Origin of the sequence: Streptomyces sp. NBC_01525, assembly GCF_045040405.1 — a bacterium.
Taxonomy (GTDB): domain Bacteria; phylum Actinomycetota; class Actinomycetes; order Streptomycetales; family Streptomycetaceae; genus Streptomyces; species Streptomyces benahoarensis.
Map to the genome: position 1 here is coordinate 1 of NZ_CP109397.1, position 16302 is coordinate 16302.

The 16302-nt window shown below is 69.5% G+C and carries 10 protein-coding genes and 3 pseudogenes; 6 read left to right on the plus strand and 7 right to left on the minus strand.

All coding sequences use genetic code 11. The annotated features are described in order from the left end of the window. Window positions 1-1751: DEAD/DEAH box helicase family protein (locus OG422_RS00005; RefSeq protein WP_405738147.1), on the plus strand; the 1751-nt coding region annotated here is incomplete at its 5' end. Continuing rightward, on the plus strand, window positions 1642-2931 hold the full coding sequence (locus OG422_RS00010; protein ID WP_405747571.1) for a helicase associated domain-containing protein: 1290 nt from the start codon (window positions 1642-1644) through the stop codon (window positions 2929-2931). The genes OG422_RS00005 and OG422_RS00010, both read left to right, overlap by 110 nt. A gap of 253 nt (window positions 2932-3184) precedes the next feature. Here OG422_RS00010 and OG422_RS00015 read toward each other — a convergent pair whose 3' ends face one another. Both OG422_RS00015 and OG422_RS00020 read right to left on the minus strand, forming a co-directional pair. Next, window positions 3185-3778, minus strand: coding sequence for a transcriptional regulator (locus OG422_RS00015; protein ID WP_331757267.1), 594 nt, complete (start codon window positions 3776-3778; stop codon window positions 3185-3187). Beyond that, the gene (locus tag OG422_RS00020; protein ID WP_405738150.1) at window positions 3778-4593 is read right to left on the minus strand and encodes a hypothetical protein; all 816 of its coding nucleotides are present in this window, start codon (window positions 4591-4593) and stop codon (window positions 3778-3780) included. Before OG422_RS00020 ends, OG422_RS00015 begins: the two co-directional genes overlap by 1 nt. Between OG422_RS00020 and OG422_RS00025 the strand changes: the two are divergent. Next, a pseudogene (locus OG422_RS00025) lies at window positions 4592-5021 on the plus strand (transposase); the annotation flags it as partial. The gene OG422_RS00020 and the pseudogene OG422_RS00025 overlap by 2 nt on opposite strands. Before the next feature lie 232 nt (window positions 5022-5253). On the opposite strand, the gene hutH reads toward OG422_RS00025, so the two are convergent. Then, window positions 5254-6795 (minus strand): histidine ammonia-lyase, encoded by a 1542-nt coding sequence (gene hutH / locus OG422_RS00030; protein WP_405738153.1) that lies wholly within the window; start codon window positions 6793-6795, stop codon window positions 5254-5256. 646 nt (window positions 6796-7441) lie between these two features. Then, window positions 7442-8890: an aromatic amino acid ammonia-lyase gene (locus OG422_RS00035; protein WP_405747573.1), complete on the minus strand. Its 1449-nt coding sequence runs from the start codon at window positions 8888-8890 to the stop codon at window positions 7442-7444. 179 nt (window positions 8891-9069) lie between these two features. On the opposite strand from OG422_RS00035, the gene OG422_RS00040 reads away from it, so the two are divergent. Both OG422_RS00040 and OG422_RS00045 read left to right on the plus strand, forming a co-directional pair. Then, a complete protein-coding gene (locus tag OG422_RS00040; RefSeq protein WP_405738156.1) occupies window positions 9070-10413 on the plus strand; it encodes an MFS transporter in 1344 nt (447 codons plus the stop codon). 405 nt (window positions 10414-10818) lie between these two features. Further along, window positions 10819-11303, plus strand: a pseudogene (locus OG422_RS00045) (IS5 family transposase); the annotation flags it as partial. A gap of 448 nt (window positions 11304-11751) precedes the next feature. Here OG422_RS00045 and OG422_RS00050 read toward each other — a convergent pair. From OG422_RS00050 to OG422_RS00060, 3 genes and pseudogenes are all read right to left on the minus strand, one after another. Next, window positions 11752-12990 carry an SLC13 family permease gene (locus tag OG422_RS00050; protein WP_405738159.1) on the minus strand — a complete coding sequence of 413 codons (1239 nt, stop codon included), beginning with the start codon at window positions 12988-12990 and terminating at the stop codon, window positions 11752-11754. Window positions 12991-13189: 199 nt separating this feature from the next. After that, window positions 13190-13426, minus strand: a pseudogene (locus tag OG422_RS00055) (CoA transferase); the annotation flags it as partial. A 982-nt stretch (window positions 13427-14408) separates the two neighbouring features. Further along, a complete protein-coding gene (locus OG422_RS00060; protein WP_405747575.1) occupies window positions 14409-15218 on the minus strand; it encodes an ABC transporter ATP-binding protein in 810 nt (269 codons plus the stop codon). Window positions 15219-15519: 301 nt separating this feature from the next. Here OG422_RS00060 and OG422_RS00065 point away from each other — a divergent pair, with 301 nt between their 5' ends. Then, window positions 15520-16281 carry an IclR family transcriptional regulator gene (locus OG422_RS00065; protein WP_221938146.1) on the plus strand — a complete coding sequence of 254 codons (762 nt, stop codon included), beginning with the start codon at window positions 15520-15522 and terminating at the stop codon, window positions 16279-16281. Window positions 16282-16302 lie beyond the last annotated feature (21 nt).

Genomic DNA, 16302 nt, shown 5'->3' on the forward strand with positions numbered 1-16302 from the left:
TGCGGATGGTGCCCCGGGGGCTGGTGGGGGTGTTGGTGCCGACGCTGGATCTGCTGACGCAGACGGTTCAGGCGTGGCGTGCGGTGGGGCACAAGGGTCCTGCGGTGGCGGTGTGTTCGTTGGGGGCGGATCCGCTGCTGGAGGCGTTGGATGTGCGGTGCACGACGAATCCGACGCAGTTGGCGCTGTGGGCGCGTCAGGGGCCGATGGTGGTGTTCGCGACTTACGCGAGCCTGGTGTCTCAGGGTCTGGAGGACGACCAGGACGGCGACGGCGAGGGTGTGGCCGACGAGGAGCGTGCGGGGGCTCCGGGGGTGCTGGAGCAGGCGCTGCGCGGTTCGTACGGCCAGCGGATGAGTCCGTTCGACCTGCTGGTGGTGGATGAGGCGCACCGGACGAGCGGGGCGATGGGTAAGGCGTGGGCGGCTGTTCACGATCAGGAGCGGATTTCGGCGGCGCGGCGGCTGTACATGACCGCCACGCCCCGCCTGTGGGCGCCCGCTGCGGCATCCGGCGAGGCATCCGGTGGGGAGGGCGCGGAGAGCGGCTCTGAAGGCCGGTCAGAGGCGTTGGGCGGGCGGTTGGTGGCGTCGATGGACGACGTCGAGTTCTATGGGCCCGTCTTGTACGAACTCGGGCTGATGGAGGCTGTGGAGCGGGGCATCCTCGCGTCGTTCGAGGTGGATGTGCTGGAGATCCGCGACCCCGAGGCCCCGGGCGAGGGCGCCGTTGCGGAGGAGGTGCGGGGCCGGCGGCTTGCCGCTCTGCAGGCGGCGTTGCTCAAGCACGCGGATGCCACCGGGGTCCGGAATCTGATGACGTTCCACTGGCGCACGCTCGAGGCGATGGCGTTCGCGCGGGCGCTGCCGGAGACGGCCGCGGAGCTGCACGAGACGGATCCTGCGGTCTACCCGAAGCGGGTGGGGGCCGAGTGGCTGTGCGGGGAGCATTCGGCAGCCCACCGGCGGGTGGTGCTCGACCGGTACGCGAACGGGCTGGACGCCGACGGCTGGGTGACCGACCTGGGCATCCTGGCGTCGTGCCAGGTGCTGGGTGAAGGGGTCGACATCCGCGGCAGGCGCGGTGTCGACGGCGTGGTGTTCGCGGACACGCGCAGTTCGCCGGTGCAGATCGTGCAGATCACCGGCCGGGGGCTGCGGCAGGCCCCCGGTGAGGGGAAGGTCGCACGGCTGGTCGTGCCGGTCTTCCTGCAGGCCGGGGAGGACCCTGAGGACATGATGGCCTCCGCTTCCTACCGGCCCCTTGTAGCGGTGTTGCAGGGGTTGCGTGCCCATGACTCCCGGCTCATCGAGCGCATGGTCCTGCGCACCGCCAGCTCCCGTGGCAAGGCCACCTCGGTGGTGGCCCTCGATCCCGGACGCGAGGAGGACGAGCACGACGAGGGCGAGGACGGGCAGTCCGAGGAGGAGCAGCCGGCCTCCGACGGCGGCGCCGGGGAGGGCGCGGAGCAGGACGGCCGGGAGACGGACGCGGCGGCCGAGGGCCGCCGGCGGCGAGGACGGGGGCCAGGAGGACGAGGACGGCCGCGGGGGTGTGCCGTTGCTGCGGTTCTCCCTGCCGCGCAACCCCGACGTCATCGCCGCGTTCCTGCGCACCCGGGTGCTGCGGCCGGACTCCGAGGTGTGGCTGTCCGGGCTCAACGCCCTGCGCAAATGGGTCGCGTCGCAGGGGCATGCCCAGGTGCCGATGGACACCGTCGTGCCGCTTGGGACGACCGAGAGCAACGGTGATGGCGGCAACGGCGGGACGTACGCGCTGGGAGCGTGGGTCAGCGAGCAGCGCCGGGCGTTTCGTGCGGGGACGCTGAAGGCATGGCGGGCTCAGTTGCTGGACGAGCTGGGCATGGTCTGGTCAGTCGTCGATGCCCGCTTCTACAAGAACCTCGCCGCCGCCCGGGGCTACTTCGCCGTGCACCGTACGCTCGCTGCGCCCAAGGACGCGTCCCTCGACGGAGTGGCGGTCGGTCAGTGGCTGGCCAACTGCCGCAAGGCGGGCGGGTTGGGCAAGGACGAGGAACGCGCGGCGGAGCGGCGCCGGGCGCTGGAGCGGATCGACCGGGACTGGAATCCGCCGTGGCCGCTCCAGTGGCAGCAGCGGTATGCCGCGCTCGCCGCGGTCCTCGACGACGGGGCCACCCTTCCCGAGATCCTGCCCGGCGTCACCGTGAGCGGCCAGGACATCGGCACCTGGCTCCGCGCGCAGCGGGAGGGGTGGCAGCAGCTGGGCGAAGGGCAACGCAAGCGGCTGGCCGAGCTCGGTGTCACGCCGCTGCCGGCCGCCGTGGAGCGGGCCCGGGCCAGGGCCGCGGAGGGCGGCTCTGCGGCCTTCGATCGGGGGGTTGCGGCCTTGGTGCAGTACAAGGCCCGTACGGGCTCTGTGACGGTGCCCAGGGCCCATGTGGAGACCGTGGTGGTCGACGGTCAGGAGCACGCGGTGAAGCTGGGGGTGTTCTTGTCGAACAGCAAGAGCCGCCGCGCGAAACTGCATGCGGACCGGCTCGCCGCGCTCGCCGCCCTCGCACTGGAATGGGCCGGACCACCACCGAGCTCACCCGGCAGCACGGAGGCGGCCGGCGACGTGCCCGGCCCGCCCGCGCCGTCAGACGCTCGGGTGCCGTCAGACGCTCGGGTGCCGGCGGCCGACGGAAACGGCGCCGGGGCAGAGGAAGAGCACAGGGCCCGGGCGGCGCGGAGCGGCAGGCGGGCGCAGCGCCTGCGTGAGCTCATGCGCAAGCACACCAAGACGGAACTGCTGCGCATGGCCTACGCGCGCGGTCTGGTGCCCTACAACTCCCCCGAGAGGTGGCGCAAGGACGAGATCGCCTCGACCCTCGTGGACCTCGAAGCCCGCGCCCAGCAGGACGAGAACCCTGCGCCGCCGGCCGAAGACCGCGCCCTCGGCACCACCTGACCCGTGGCTGCACCGGCCCGGGGAGGTTGCCCCGGGGCCGGGCGGCGCGTCCGCCCGGCCCCGGGGGTGATCGCAGTGGCCATTCCGGCGCCCCGAGGCCTGGCAGCTGGCAGCGCCGGCTCCGGCAGGCCGAGCGGGGCAGGTGAACGACCCAAGCAGTACCTCGTAGATCAGCGCGGGCGGGTGCGGGTTTACGGTGACGGTGAAGGGCCCGGAGTCAATTGGAGTGACTCCGGGCCCTTCGTTCGTGTGGTCAGGCGGCCCAGCCGACGGAGGAGACGTGGGTGTAGGCGTCCCAGTCGGTGCCGAGGCCGCTGCTGATGATCTCGTCCCAGATCGCGTCGAGTTCGTCGGTGTTGCCGTCGATCCAGGCGTCGACGGCGCGGTCCCACACGCCGCCGCGGACGTTGATGGAGCGGGTTTGAAGGTCGCGCTGGTGGCGGCGTTCGACCTGGGACTGGTCGACGGGGTCGATCTCGATGCGGGTGCCGCGGCCGCGGTTGTTGAGCCGGCGCTTGAGGTCGGGGACGGTGTTGCGGCGGCGCAGCTGCCAGTAGGCGGCGTCCAGGCGGGCGAGGTTGGCTTTGCTGGGGGTCTGTTCCTCGGCGAGCCAGGCGATCAGGGTGCGGGGGCGGACGTGGATGCCGGCGCGGTCCATGGCCTCGTAGCCGGCGTCGGAGGCGGTCAGGTAGCGCAGGCGGGCGGCCAGGCCGCGTGCGGTGCCGACGGGTGACTCGATGCCGGTGACCATGCGGTCGAGGCCCTCGGCCAGGGCGACCCAGCCGGGCAGGCCGCGGGCCCGGTAGGCGCCCAGGTCCCGCCAGCGGCCCGCTTCGGTGCCGGCCATCAGCGGGTCACCTTGCCGAGGGTGTACTCGCCGGAGGCCTTGGCGTCACCGTGCTTGATCTTCATCTGGGCCACGCCGCGGCCTTCGGCGAAGACCTGGCGCCAGTCGCCGGTGACGTGCAGCTCGTCGGTGCCCATCATGGCGACGACGTCGAGGCCGGCCTGGTGGGCTTTGTAGGCCTTGGCCCACAGGTTGGCGTAGGCCTGGCTGTGGATGTTGTGCATCCAGTCCGGGCGGATGACGTCGCGGTTGTGGATCGACTCGCCCATGGTGGAAACGAACTTCGAATACATCGCTTTGACGTACTCGGTGGTGACCGTGTCGTCTTCCTCGATCGCTTTTTCCCGCGCGGCGGTGAGAATCTTGCGGAGCGCGTCGAGGAAATTCTCTGTCGCGCCGGACGTCCACGATTCGTGGATTTCTGGCGCGCTGGTAAGGCCGTATTTCGGTCCGGCCAGGCGCGATAGCAGCCTGAGAGTGGCGTCGGTGACCCACAGTGCCCCGTCGGTGTCGCGGTCGCCGAGGGGGTTGGGCAGATGCGGGTGGCGCCATGGGGCGGGGGTGATCAGGTGGACTCCGGAGCGCTTGGGGTCCACGCCGTCGGCGCCGGTGGTGTGCTCCAACTTGCCGATCGGCAGCCAGCACTTGAGGGCGGAGAGGTAGGCCGCGTTGGCGTCGAGGGCGGTGACCTGGACGCTGCCGGGCAGCTTGAGGGAGAAGTCGGGGTGGTGGAAGGCGGGGCGGGCCTCCCAGATCTGGTCCGGCTCACGCTTCGAGGGCTTCTTGAGAATGTCCGGCAGCGCCGGATAGGGCAAGGGCCTGCGACACCAGGTGTTCCTCACCGACACCCCGTACTCCGGCGGCGGCTCCGCACAGTTCCTGGAGGCCCGCCACCGCGGGCATGCCACGGCCGAGGACCATATCCGCTGCGGCAAGACCACCGGCTTCGGCCGCTTCCCCTTCCGCGACTTCACCATCAACGCCGTCTGGCTCGAACTCAGCCTCGCGGCGGTCGATCTGCTGGCTTGGATGCGTGTCCTGCTGCTGGACGGCGAACTCGCGGCTGCCGAGCCGAAGAAGCTCCGGCTACCGGCTGCTGCGCGTCGCCGCCTGCCTCACCCGCGGCGGCCGACGCCTGCGCTTGCGGATCTCGGCGACCTGGCCCTGGAGACACGAACTGGCCACGGCCTTCCACCGCCTCGCCGCTCTGCCCCGCCCCGCCCCGCCCCGCCCCGCCAGCTGACCGGCAAACCCCTGCCCGCCACGAACCGAAGGACTCCGGAGAACCCGACCACCGCGCCGGGACTCCGCCATGCCCGAGCACCGAAACCGCATCGGCCACCCGATAGTGGACCCCTCAGCGACGCCGCTTCAGCCCAACCGAAACGGCGAGGCTAACGATTCGCCCTTTCAGGTCAGGTTGACCGTCGACGGCGGGCGGATAACGCACCGCGCCGCCGGTCCTCAGCCCGACCTCAGCGACCCAGCGGGCCCACCACGTCCTCGGCGACCCGCAGCAACTCCCCGCTTCGCACGAGGTGGGTGATGTGCTCCATGTCGGCGTGGAAGACCCGGTCCTCGTAGACGGTCGGAACGGTCTCCCGGATCCTGGCCCGCAGCGCCTCCGCGGCCGGCGAGGGTGCGAGCGGCGCGAGCAGGTCGAGCGCCTGCACGGCGCACATCACCTCGATCGCTACGACGTAGCCGAGCTTGCGCGCCGCCCGGTAGGCCTTCAGCGCCGCCAGATAGGCGTTGCTGACCGTGTCCTCCTGATTGGCCGAGGTGGTGACGTTGTCCGCGGATGCGGGCATCGCCATGCCGCGCAGTTCCATGGTCAGCGCGGCGGCCGTGTACTGCGCGATCATGTAGCCGCTGTTCAGCCCCGGCCGGGGAGTAAGGAACGCGGGCAGTTCGCTGAAGTTGCTGTTCACCATGCGGTCGGTGCGGCGCTCGGACACCTTGGCCAGCACCGTTATCGCGTTCACCATGGAGTCGGCCTGGATGCCGACGTACGTGCTGTCGCAGTTCGCCCCCATCAGCGCTACCCCGTCCTCGCCCTCGGGGTGGATGACCGGGTTGTCGCCCACCGAGTGCAGCTCCTCGACGATGACCTCCCGGGCCTGCGCGAGCGTCCGCTTCGCACCGCCGTGCATCTGCGGAACGGCGCGCAAGGCCAGGCCGTCCTGGAGCCGATGGTCGAGGAATTCGGCGCTGAGCGCGCTGGATTCGGTCAGCCGCCGCAGGCTCTCAGCGACCGCGGCCTGCTCGGGGTGCCGCTTCCTCTCGTGCAACCGGGCGTCGTAGGCGCGAACGGTGCCCTTGAGTGCCTGCACCGACAGGCTCGCGGCGATGTCGGCGGTGGCCGCCGCGACGCCGGCGTCATGGGCGGCCAGAACGGCGATCGCGGTGACCGAGTGTGTCCCGTTGGTGACCGAAAGACCCTCCTTGCAGCCAAGCCGGGTCGGTTCCTCCCCGATCCGGGTCAACGCCTCGGCCCCGGGCAGCAGTTCGTCGCCATACCAGGCCCGGCCCTCTCCCAGCAGCACAAGAGCCATATGCGCCTCTGGGGCCAGGTAGCCGACGGAACCCTCACTGGGTACGTGCGGCGTGACCCGGGCGTTGAGCATCCGCCGGATCAGCTCCAGGGTCTCAAGCCGGATGCCGGAATAGCCTTCGCCGAGGCCGACCAGCTCCATCAGCCCGATGGCGCGGACGATCTCAGTGGGTAGGGGTTCACCAACCGACACGGCGTGCGAGCGCACAATATTGCGCTGCAGTTGCTCGGCATCCGCCGGGGCAATCACCTCCGTGACGTTGTCGCCGAATCCGGTGGTCACCCCATATACCAAGCGGTTCTCGGCCAGGAAGCGCTCCACGAGCGCGCGGGACTTGCGCACTCGGTCGACATACGTCGCATCGAACTCGACGCGGGCGCCGTGCCGGGCGACCGCGACGAACTGCTCAATGGTGATCGGCTCCTCACCCAAGGTGACATTGGTGATCTTGTGGGCGGCCATGGGGGTCCTCTCAGATCGGCCAGCAGTCGGTGATGGGACCCGTCAGCGGGTAGCCCGTGCTGTCGGCGCCGGTCCCGATGGCACCGTGGGAGCGCTCGGCATTGACGGCGCGACAGCCAGGGCGCGACCGTCCGCAGCGGGCTCCGCCAGGTGGACGGCCACGGACATCTCCTCGCGCTTGACATACATCCATTCACTAGCCAGGCTGAATGAATCACTTTATTTAAAGCTTGGCAAGGGCCACATCGCAGCGAACACTGGGCCCTGCTGGGATCAGGCCGGCGGCTCCCGCCGGATGCAAGCGGCCACGACGGTGGAGCAGACTTTCGCGATCATGAACCGGTACCGGCTTCTGCACCGCGACTACGAGGCACTGCCGACCCGGTCCCGGTCAATGACCCACTGGGCCATAGTCAACTCCATGAGTAACCGGCTGACCGCCAGCCCGAACAAAGTCGGGCAATACCTCCGCCCGAAACCGCCCGCGGCAGCCTGAATCAGTATCGAACACCCTCTCTGCACGCGACGGCGAACCCCCGGCTCATCCGTGCACGCGACTACGGACATTCACAGTCACCACAGCCTGCGCCGGTGTGAGGGTCGGGGGCCGCGGTCCGCCGCGGTGTCCCCGGTGGCCCGGTCACCCTCAGAGTTCTGCCAGCGCCGGCAGCAGATCCTCCGCGACGGTGATCTCCTGCGTCAGCGGGTGATCCTCCTTGATCATCGGCAGGGTCCGCTGTGCCAGCCGCAGCGCGTCCCGCACGGGTGCCCCGGGCAGCTGTGCCCCGCTCATGGTCAGGGCGCGTACGGCTCCGAGCAGCTCGCAGGCCAGGACTGTGCGGTACGACGCGATCGCGGCCGTCGTGGCGTGAGCCGCCTGGGTGGAGAAGCTGGCGTGGTCCTCCAAGCCTCGGGAGATGACGGCCGTGCCGAGTGTCACAGGGGCCGCCGCGTGCCGCATCTGACTGAGGGCGTCGTGGGCCAGGTACTCCAGGATCATGATGCCGGAGCTGCCCGCCGGGCCGTCCGCGAGAAACGGCGGGAGGCCGCTCAGGTCGGGTTCGACCAGGTCGCTCAGGCGCGCCGTGGAGAGTTCCGCAACGTGGTGGACCGCAGCCCGCAGGTGGTCCAGGTCGAGGGCGAGGTGGGAGGTGGCGAAGTGGCCGTGGTGGTAGACGTCGCCCGTCTCCACGTCGATGAAGGGGTTCTCCGCCGCCGCATTGATGTCGACGGTCAGCGCCGTCTCCAGGGCGTCGGCCGCCTCCAGCGCCGGTCCCTGGACTTGCGGGAAGGCACGCAGTCCAAACGGGTCCTGGAGGCGCCGGCCGGGCTCCGGCTCCGTGTCCGCCCACAGCAGCCTGCGCATCTCCGAGGCGCAGTGCACGGAACCGGGATGCGGGCGCTGCGCGTGGACCCGCGCTGCGAAGGCCTCGGGTGATCCGCCCAGCGCGCAGAACGACAGCGCCGCGACGGTGTGGCTGGCGCGCAGCAGAGTCCGCAGGTCGCTCCAGGCGAGTACCGACCGCGCCAGGGTGGCCGCGTTGCTGGAGATGAAGGCGAGCGCGTCACCGGGGCTGACCGGGACCGGTGCGATCCCGCCCGTGCCCCAGGGCCGCTCTCCCGCGAAGGTCAGCGCGATCTCCGCGAGCTGGCCCAGGTCCCCGGTGCCTATGGAACCTCGGGTGTGTGTGACCGGTATCGCGCCGACGCGCAGGGCCGTGGCGAGGGCCGTCAGCAGGCGTGGGTGGACGCCGCTCCCCGCCGCGGCGAGCTGGTTGAGGCGGATGACCAGTGTCGCCCGTACGAGATCCTCGTCCGAAGGCTCGCCCGTGGTGCCCGCGTGGCTGCGCAGCAGGCGCAGGCCGTGCTGGTCGGCGCCGTGCGGGTCGACGACCTCGTGCCTGTTCGCCCCGACTCCGGTGGTGCGGCCATAGACAGCCCGCTTCGTCTCGCTGTCACGCGCTACCTCGTAGGCGTGACCCGCCTGCTCCAGTGCCTTGCCGTCCAGCTCCAGGGAGGCCCTGCGCCGGGCCACGCGGACCACGTCGTCGCACCTCAGTCGGGAGCCGTCAATGCGGAGACTGTTACTGTCGATCGCTGCTCACCCCTTGACACGTTTTCATTCATCAATGAACCTACATGAAACTTGTTATTCACGGCGTTGGCAAGGGTGCGGAGCGGGCGAGGTGTCCACTGCCTGCCGGCCCGGACATACCGCACGTGGGCGGGCGTCGAGAAAGACAACTTCCACGCGGATAGGACCTTAGTGGGACGATGCCTGAAAATAAGCTAGCTCCGATTCCGGTATCAGAGCCGGGACTCGTCCCTTTCGACGACGCCCCCCTCAATAGATTTCACGTCAAGATCACCGCACTCACCTTCGGAGCCAACTTCTCCGACGGCTATCAACTGGGTATCATCGGTATCGCGTTGACACTCATCAGGCCGCAGATGGGATTTGGTTCCGCCTGGGAGGGCCTGCTCGGGGCCTCGGCGCTCATCGGGATCTTCCTCGGCAGCATCACGCTCGGTTGGCTGGCCGACCGTATGGGGCGTCAGCAGCTCTACATGCTGAACTTCGTCCTGATCACCCTGGCGTCGATCGCGCAGTTCTGGGTCGGCGGGCCGATGGAACTATTCGTTCTGCGGCTCCTCATCGGCATCGGCATCGGCGCCGACTACGCCATAGGCCCGACGCTCGTGGCCGAATTCTGCCCCCGGCGGCACCGTGGTTTTCTGCTGGCCTCGCTCACCGCCATGTGGACGATCGGCTACGTCTGCTCCTTCTTCTTCGGCAGCTACCTCATCGACCAGGGCGGCAACGCTTGGCGGTGGCTGCTGGCGAGCAGCGCCCTTCCCGCCCTCGTGGTCCTGCTGATGCGAATCGGCACCCCGGAATCGCCTCGCTGGCTGATCAGCAAGGGGCGGGTCGAAGAGGCCCGCGCCGTCGTGGAGAAGTACATCGGCCGGCACGTGGACTTCGCCTCCATCGCGGCCGAGCCCGGCACGGACAAAGCTCCCTCAGCCTCGTACCGGGGCCTGTTCAGCGCGGAGCAATGGCGCAAGACGGCCTTCGGCATCCTCTATTACAACTGCCAAGTCATCCCGTACTTCGCCATTTACACATTCCTGCCGATCATCATGGCCAGCTTCGGTCTGAAGGAGGGATTCCTCGGCGACGGACTGCTGAACGTATTCCTTCTGCTCGGCAGCATCGCCGGTCTCTGGTTCGTCTCGCGATTCTCGCGTCGCGGATTCGTTATCGGATCCTTTGTGGTGATGGCCGTCGCGCTGGGCCCCATGGGTATCTGGCCCGGTGCTCCGAAGCTTCTGCTCTTCGTTCTCTTCCTGGCCTTCACCTTTATGATGTCGGCCTCGTCCAATCTCGATCAGGTCTATCCCCCCGAGCTTTTCCCGACCGCTCTTCGCAGTTCCGGTGTCGGTCTGCTCAACGGCCTCAGCCGGGTCGGTTCCGCTGCGGGCACCTTCCTGCTGCCGATGAGCATCGATCATCTCGGGTTCTCGCCGTCCATGACAGTCCTCAGCGTGTTCCTGGTCCTCGGCGCGGTGGTCTCCTTCGCCTGGGCGCCCGAGACCTCCGGGGCGACCCTGGACTGAGGGCGTCACGGCCCGGCGCTCGGAGGACTGACCGCGCCACGGCCGGCGGGGCAGCGAACGGGCGGCGCCACGGCCCGGGGGCGGGGCATGCGCAGCGTACGCGGGGCAGCACTGTCAACGCTGCCGGCCCCGCGTCCGCGGGCAGCTCCGCGTCGAGCTCGGCGACGACCTCGCGGACGAGGGTCTCGGCGTCGTGGGCGTCGAAGGTCGGAGTGGTGCGGACGTCGACATTGAGTTCGCACCGGTCTGTGATGACGGAGAAGCCCGGCCGCCGTGGAAGGACGTGACCGACAGCTTCGGCGGCAGCGGGAACGCCGAGGCCCCGTCAATGCCGGGCAGGTCGGCGGCAACACCAGCTCGGCGTGGGCGGAAGCCGTCTACGGGGTTCCGTCGGCCCCGGAGTATGACCATGCCATCGGCCGGTCCCGGGGCGGACTGACCACAAAGATCCACCTTGCTGCCGACGACCGCTGCCGGCCTCTGGCGTTCGTCTGACCGCAGGCCAGGCCGGCGACGCACCTGCCTTCACCGATGTCATGGCCCGCCTGCGGGTTCCCCGCCACCGAGGACGGCCACGCACCAGACCGGACGTGGTCCTGGCGGACAAGGCGTACTCTTCCCGCGCGATCCGCGAGCACCTGCGCAAGCGCGGCATCCGGGCAGTGATCCCCGTCCCCGCTGACCAGCGCGGACACCGGCTGCGACGGGGCAGCCAGGGCGGCCGGCCACCGACCTTCGACCGGGAGGCATACAGGCAGCGCAACACCGTCGAGCGGTGCACCAACCGCCTGAAGCAGTGGCGAGGCATCGCCACCCGCTACGAGAAGACCGCCACCATCTACCTGGCCGGACTCCACATCGCAGGCATCTTCCTCTGGTCCGCCCGATGATCCAAACGAGACCACCTAGTCGTCGAGCCAGCCACGGATCACCGCGCTGAATCTGATCATGCGGCGGCAGCCCGGTGGCAGTCACTCTCCTGGACGGCTCCGACAGCCCTCACCTCCCCGCATTCAGGGTGCCGATGCTCCGGGTCGCCCCTGGCTTCCTTCGAGATCCCCCGGACCGTGGACGCGGCGGCGTTCACGCCCGGCGTGGGACATCTACGATGCACCCTCCCATAGCCCAACTGGGGTTGCCCTTCGCCGTGCACAGGTGTCTCCAACGTCGCCGTGCGATCGGCGGCGTCCACAACTTCACCGAGTTCGCCCGGGAAGCGGGCATCAGCTCCGAACAGCTTGCCCGATCGGCGGTCTCATGGCCCGGCGCGTGGCGAACGGCCATGGCCATGAGACCGCTGATCGAGGCTGGTCGAGCTGCTCGGCCGGTTACGGAACGCTAGATGACGACGAACGCGGCCCAGACCGTGACGGGGGCGAGCGCGCACATACTGGCGCCCCAGCGCAGCAGGCCGCGGTAGGTCGGGGTCCGGACACTCTCCGGTGTGTTGGCGACTACGAGAGCGCCGTTGGTGGAGAACGGACTCGCGTCGACCACGGTGGCCGCGGCCGCCAGGGCGATGACCAGACCAGTGGTGGTGATGGCGCCCGAGGCCAGGAACGGTGCGGCGAGTGGCATCAAGGCTCCCAGGATCCCCGTCGTGGAGGCGAAGGCCGACACGATCCCGCCGACATAGCAGATCAGCAATGCGGCGAACAGCGGGGCGCCGATCGCCGCGATCCTCGTTCCCAGCGAGTCGACGATGCCCAGGCTCTGCAGCAGGGCGATGTAGGTGACGATCCCGCACACGAGGAGCACGACCGGCCAGGCGATCTCCTTGGTGGCGAGCTGCGCCGTGCGCCGGAACACCACGGCCAGGGCCGCTGCCAGGGTGAGGGCGAAGAGGCCGGTGTCCAGGGCGAAGACGGTGGTGCCGACAACCAGCAGCAGCATCGCGCCGAGGGTCACGGCCTGTTCTGCCCCCAGGGCCGGGGCGGGAGTGTCGGCTGCTTCGTCCTTGGCCACCTCGGTGACAGTGGGGCGACGGCGGCCGAAGACGAACCAGGTGATGACGGCGGCGCAGAGATTGACGGCAAAGGTGCCCGCGAACAGCGCGGCGCCGCCCACCCGCAGATGACTGGCTTCGAGGGAGGAGTTCACGATGCCGCCCAGGATCGAGGTGGGGGCGAAACTACCCGCGGCCGCTCCGTTGACCACCATCAGCCCGACGTACAGCGGGTTGAGGTGATGGCGCACGGCGAAGGTGATGCCGATCGGCACGACAATGGCGACGGCTGCCGGAGAGGCGGCACCGGTGGCACACAGACCGGCCGCGAGGAGCAACAGCGTCCAGGGCACCACGGCGGTGCGATGGCCGGCGATGCGGACCGCGGCGTGGACGAGCCAGTCCACCGTCCCGTTCACACGGGCGATGCCGAACAGGAAGGTCACGGCGAACAGCACGATGAACATGTCTGCCGGGAACCCTGCCAGAACCTCCTTGGCGGGAATGCCGAGGCATCCGGTGCCGAACACGAAGGCGGCGACAAGCGCAAGGATTCCCATGTTGAGCCCCCTCAGGCTGGCCAGCGCGAAGACTGCGACCAGGATGAGTACACCGATCAGTTCTGCGGACATGACACGCCTCTGTCCTGGAGGTGCGATGCACGCTGGTCGAACCGGGCGAGCACGGAGTCGGTGTGCTCCCCCAGAGGCGGGAAGGCCCTGAGGCGGCGGTTCGTCTCCCCTGGGCAGTGACCGCCGGGACAAGTCCGCGCGACGTGCCGACCGGGCTGCCCAAGGATGCCCAGTGGCCCCGTTCCCCCAGCGGGGTGCGCATGCCGGAGCAGGTGTACATGCCGACGCAGACGTCGGCGATGGACGGGCCCGCCTTCGACAGGGTGTCCAGGATGCCCGTGCCGGATACCGGTCCGGCCGCGCTCTGTACGAGGAGGGCGTACGCCTTGTGGTCGCGGTATGCGCCACTGCCGCCGTACCCGGATATGGCACGCGTGATCGGGCGTGGGTGGCTGGGCGCCAGGACGGGCCCGGGTGTCCAGCCGGAGCCGTCCATGACCGAGCTACCGAAGGAGCCCCAGGAGGCCTGGCGCTGGTGTTTGGTGAGGCGGACACGGGCGACTGCGGGATCGGTGGCGCTGCTCCGCGCTGGGTGTTTGTTGATCGTCACGAGGATCTCGGTTTCGGTACGGGAGATACGACGGGTGGCGAGCCGGCCCTGCCATCGAGGGCAGACCGGCGGTGATGGGGGGAGGGGAATACGCCGAGCCCGTGCTGCGTGCGGGCGAATGCCGCGAGAGGCGCAGGGGCTGCTCGACACCGCGTGGACCGCATTGCGGACCAATTGACTTCAATGTGGTCCGGAAACTGACGAGGTGACTCGACTCACGTCAAGGGTCAGGCAGGAATTGCACCAGGCCCCACTTGATCGGCGACCAATCGATCGGCATTTCCCTGAGACATCGAAGACCCTGAACACATTCCAGGCACATCGGGCGCCAATCCTGTGCGCAACCCTTGACCCGCCACGCCGCGCCCCATCACTTTCGGTCCACTGTGCGGATCGCTGGACCTCAATGCAGCCCAAGGGAAGGATTGAGAATGCCGAAGGCACCGATCACCGATACCGCCATGATCGGCCCGTCCCACGCGCCGGCAGGCCCACCGGCCACGGGCGTCATCTCGGCTCGCGTTCCCCATCGCCGAACCGCAGTCGGCTCCTCGCCAGTTGCTCCCGACCCACGCCAACGGCGTTCGAGCGGGAGGTGTTCCTCCGCCGGTGCGCGGCCGGCCGCGCACCGGCTGACCCGGCTGGACACCGCCGGGCCCCCGCCGGGGAGGTCCGGACCCTCGACCGGGTCCACGACTGCCCGCAGACCCGGTCGCAGGGACTCGGCATCTGTCACCCCGACGTCCTGGACGTTCGGTACGCCCCACGAAGCGACCGCGCCCGCATCGCGGCGCGGAAAGGCATCCGCTGGGCCGAACGCCCCGATACCCGGACCCCACCGTGGCGAGGGGCCAGGGTCATGCTGCGACTACAGCGGGCGGGGCCCCTGCCCCGAGCGGGCAAGCCAGCGGCCGACGTGGCGTGCCACCTCAATCGGGCGGCCGAAGCAGGCCGTCAGCCGCTCGCTCGTGAGCACGTCGATGGCCGGTCCCGTCGCCTGCACCCGGCCCTCCTCCCGCAGCAGCAGCGCATGCCCGATACCCGGGGAGAGCTCCTCCAGGTGGTGGGTGACCGTGACTGTCGCCAGGTGAGGCCGACCGGTGGCCAGCCGGTGCATGGCGTCGATCAGTTCCTCGCGCGAGGGGAGGTCGAGAGCGTTGAACGGCTCGTCGAGCAGGAGCAGCGACGGATCCGGCATCAAGGCGCGAGCGATGAGGACCCGGGCCCGCTGGCCTCCCGAGCACACGCGGTACGGCCGGTCCGCGAGCTCCTTGCAGTCGAGTTCGGCCAGCAGTTCGTGCGCCCGCTCGCGGGCCTGTGCGTCGTACTCGCCCCACAGCGGCTGGACGGTCCCGGTCGCGCCGGTGAGGACGATGGTGTGGGCGGTGGCGTCCTGCGGCACCTTCTGGGCGCTGGACACCAGGCCGATGTGCGCACGCAGTTCGCGCACGTCCACACGGCCGAGGACGTGGCCGAGGACGTGGCCGAGGACGTCCACTGTTCCGGACGTGGGGTGCGTGGTCGCGCCGATCAGGCGCAGTACGGTCGTCTTCCCGGCACCGTTGGCACCCAGGAGGGCCCAGTACTCTCCGGAGCGCACGGCCCAGTCGATACCGTCCAGGATCACCTGCCCCGTGGTGGAGCGTCGGACGCTCGCCCCCGCGAGGGCCGCGACGATCTGCCCGGCGGTGCTCGCCCCGGCTCCTCCCTCCCCTGCTGGGCCACCCCTTCCGGGTCGTGGCGTCACGACAGATCTTTCCTGCGGGGGGTGCGCTGGTCGCCTGCGGGCTCTGGCGATCCGGGGAGGTCCGGCACGATCACCGGTGGTGCCCCATGGGTGGCCTCGGTGTCCTGGGGCGGGGCTTGCGGCGGCGGAAATTTTCCTCACTCGGACCGCATCATGGACCATTGGCCCTTATCATGGCCCACGGGCTTTCTGAGATTACAAGCCCGCAAATGCGATGGTCAAGGAGTGGGTCATGTCGATGCAGAGCGTGAAGAACGCCCTTAGGGTCCTCGAGGCGGTGGCCGAGCACCAGCCGGCTGGACTGAGTGACCTCACGCAGCGGCTGGGGCTGCCCAAGACCACCGTCCAGCGGTGTCTGACCACGTTGCACGAGGCAGAGTGGATCAAGCCTGCCGGTCAGGAGCAGAGGCGCTGGGCCATCACGGGCCGGGCGTTCTCCGTCGGCAGCCAGGCCGCCAACGACCAGGACCTGCGGTCGGTGGCGCTGCCTCTCCTCGGCGAACTGCAGGTGGCGACGAGCGAGACCGTTCACCTCATGGTGCCCGACGGCAACACGGTCGTGCTGGTCGAACGACTCGACAGCTCCCACCAGCTGCGTACGTTCTACTCACTCGGCACCCGCATGCCACTGCACACATGCTCCAACGGAAAGGCGGTACTTGCCGCGCTCCCGGCCGAGGACGTCGCAGAGTACCTCGCCTCGAATCTGGTCAAGGTCACCGATCAGACGGTCACCGACCCCGACCTCCTGTCCGCCCAGCTGGGGATGATCCGGAAGATCGGCTACGCGGTGAACGAGGAGGAGCAGCAAGAAGGCATCGTCTCGATCGGCGCTGCGATCTGCCCGCCCGGCTCGGGTCCGGTCGCTTCGCTCTCGGTCTCCGCACCCAACATCCGCATGCCCCGCAAGCGCTACGCCGAGGTCGGGAACCTGGTGTGCGAGACCGCCCGGCGCATAGCCCGCCAGCTCCCCTCCTCCAATGGCGTCCACTGACGCGGACCCAGTCGCGCGGCG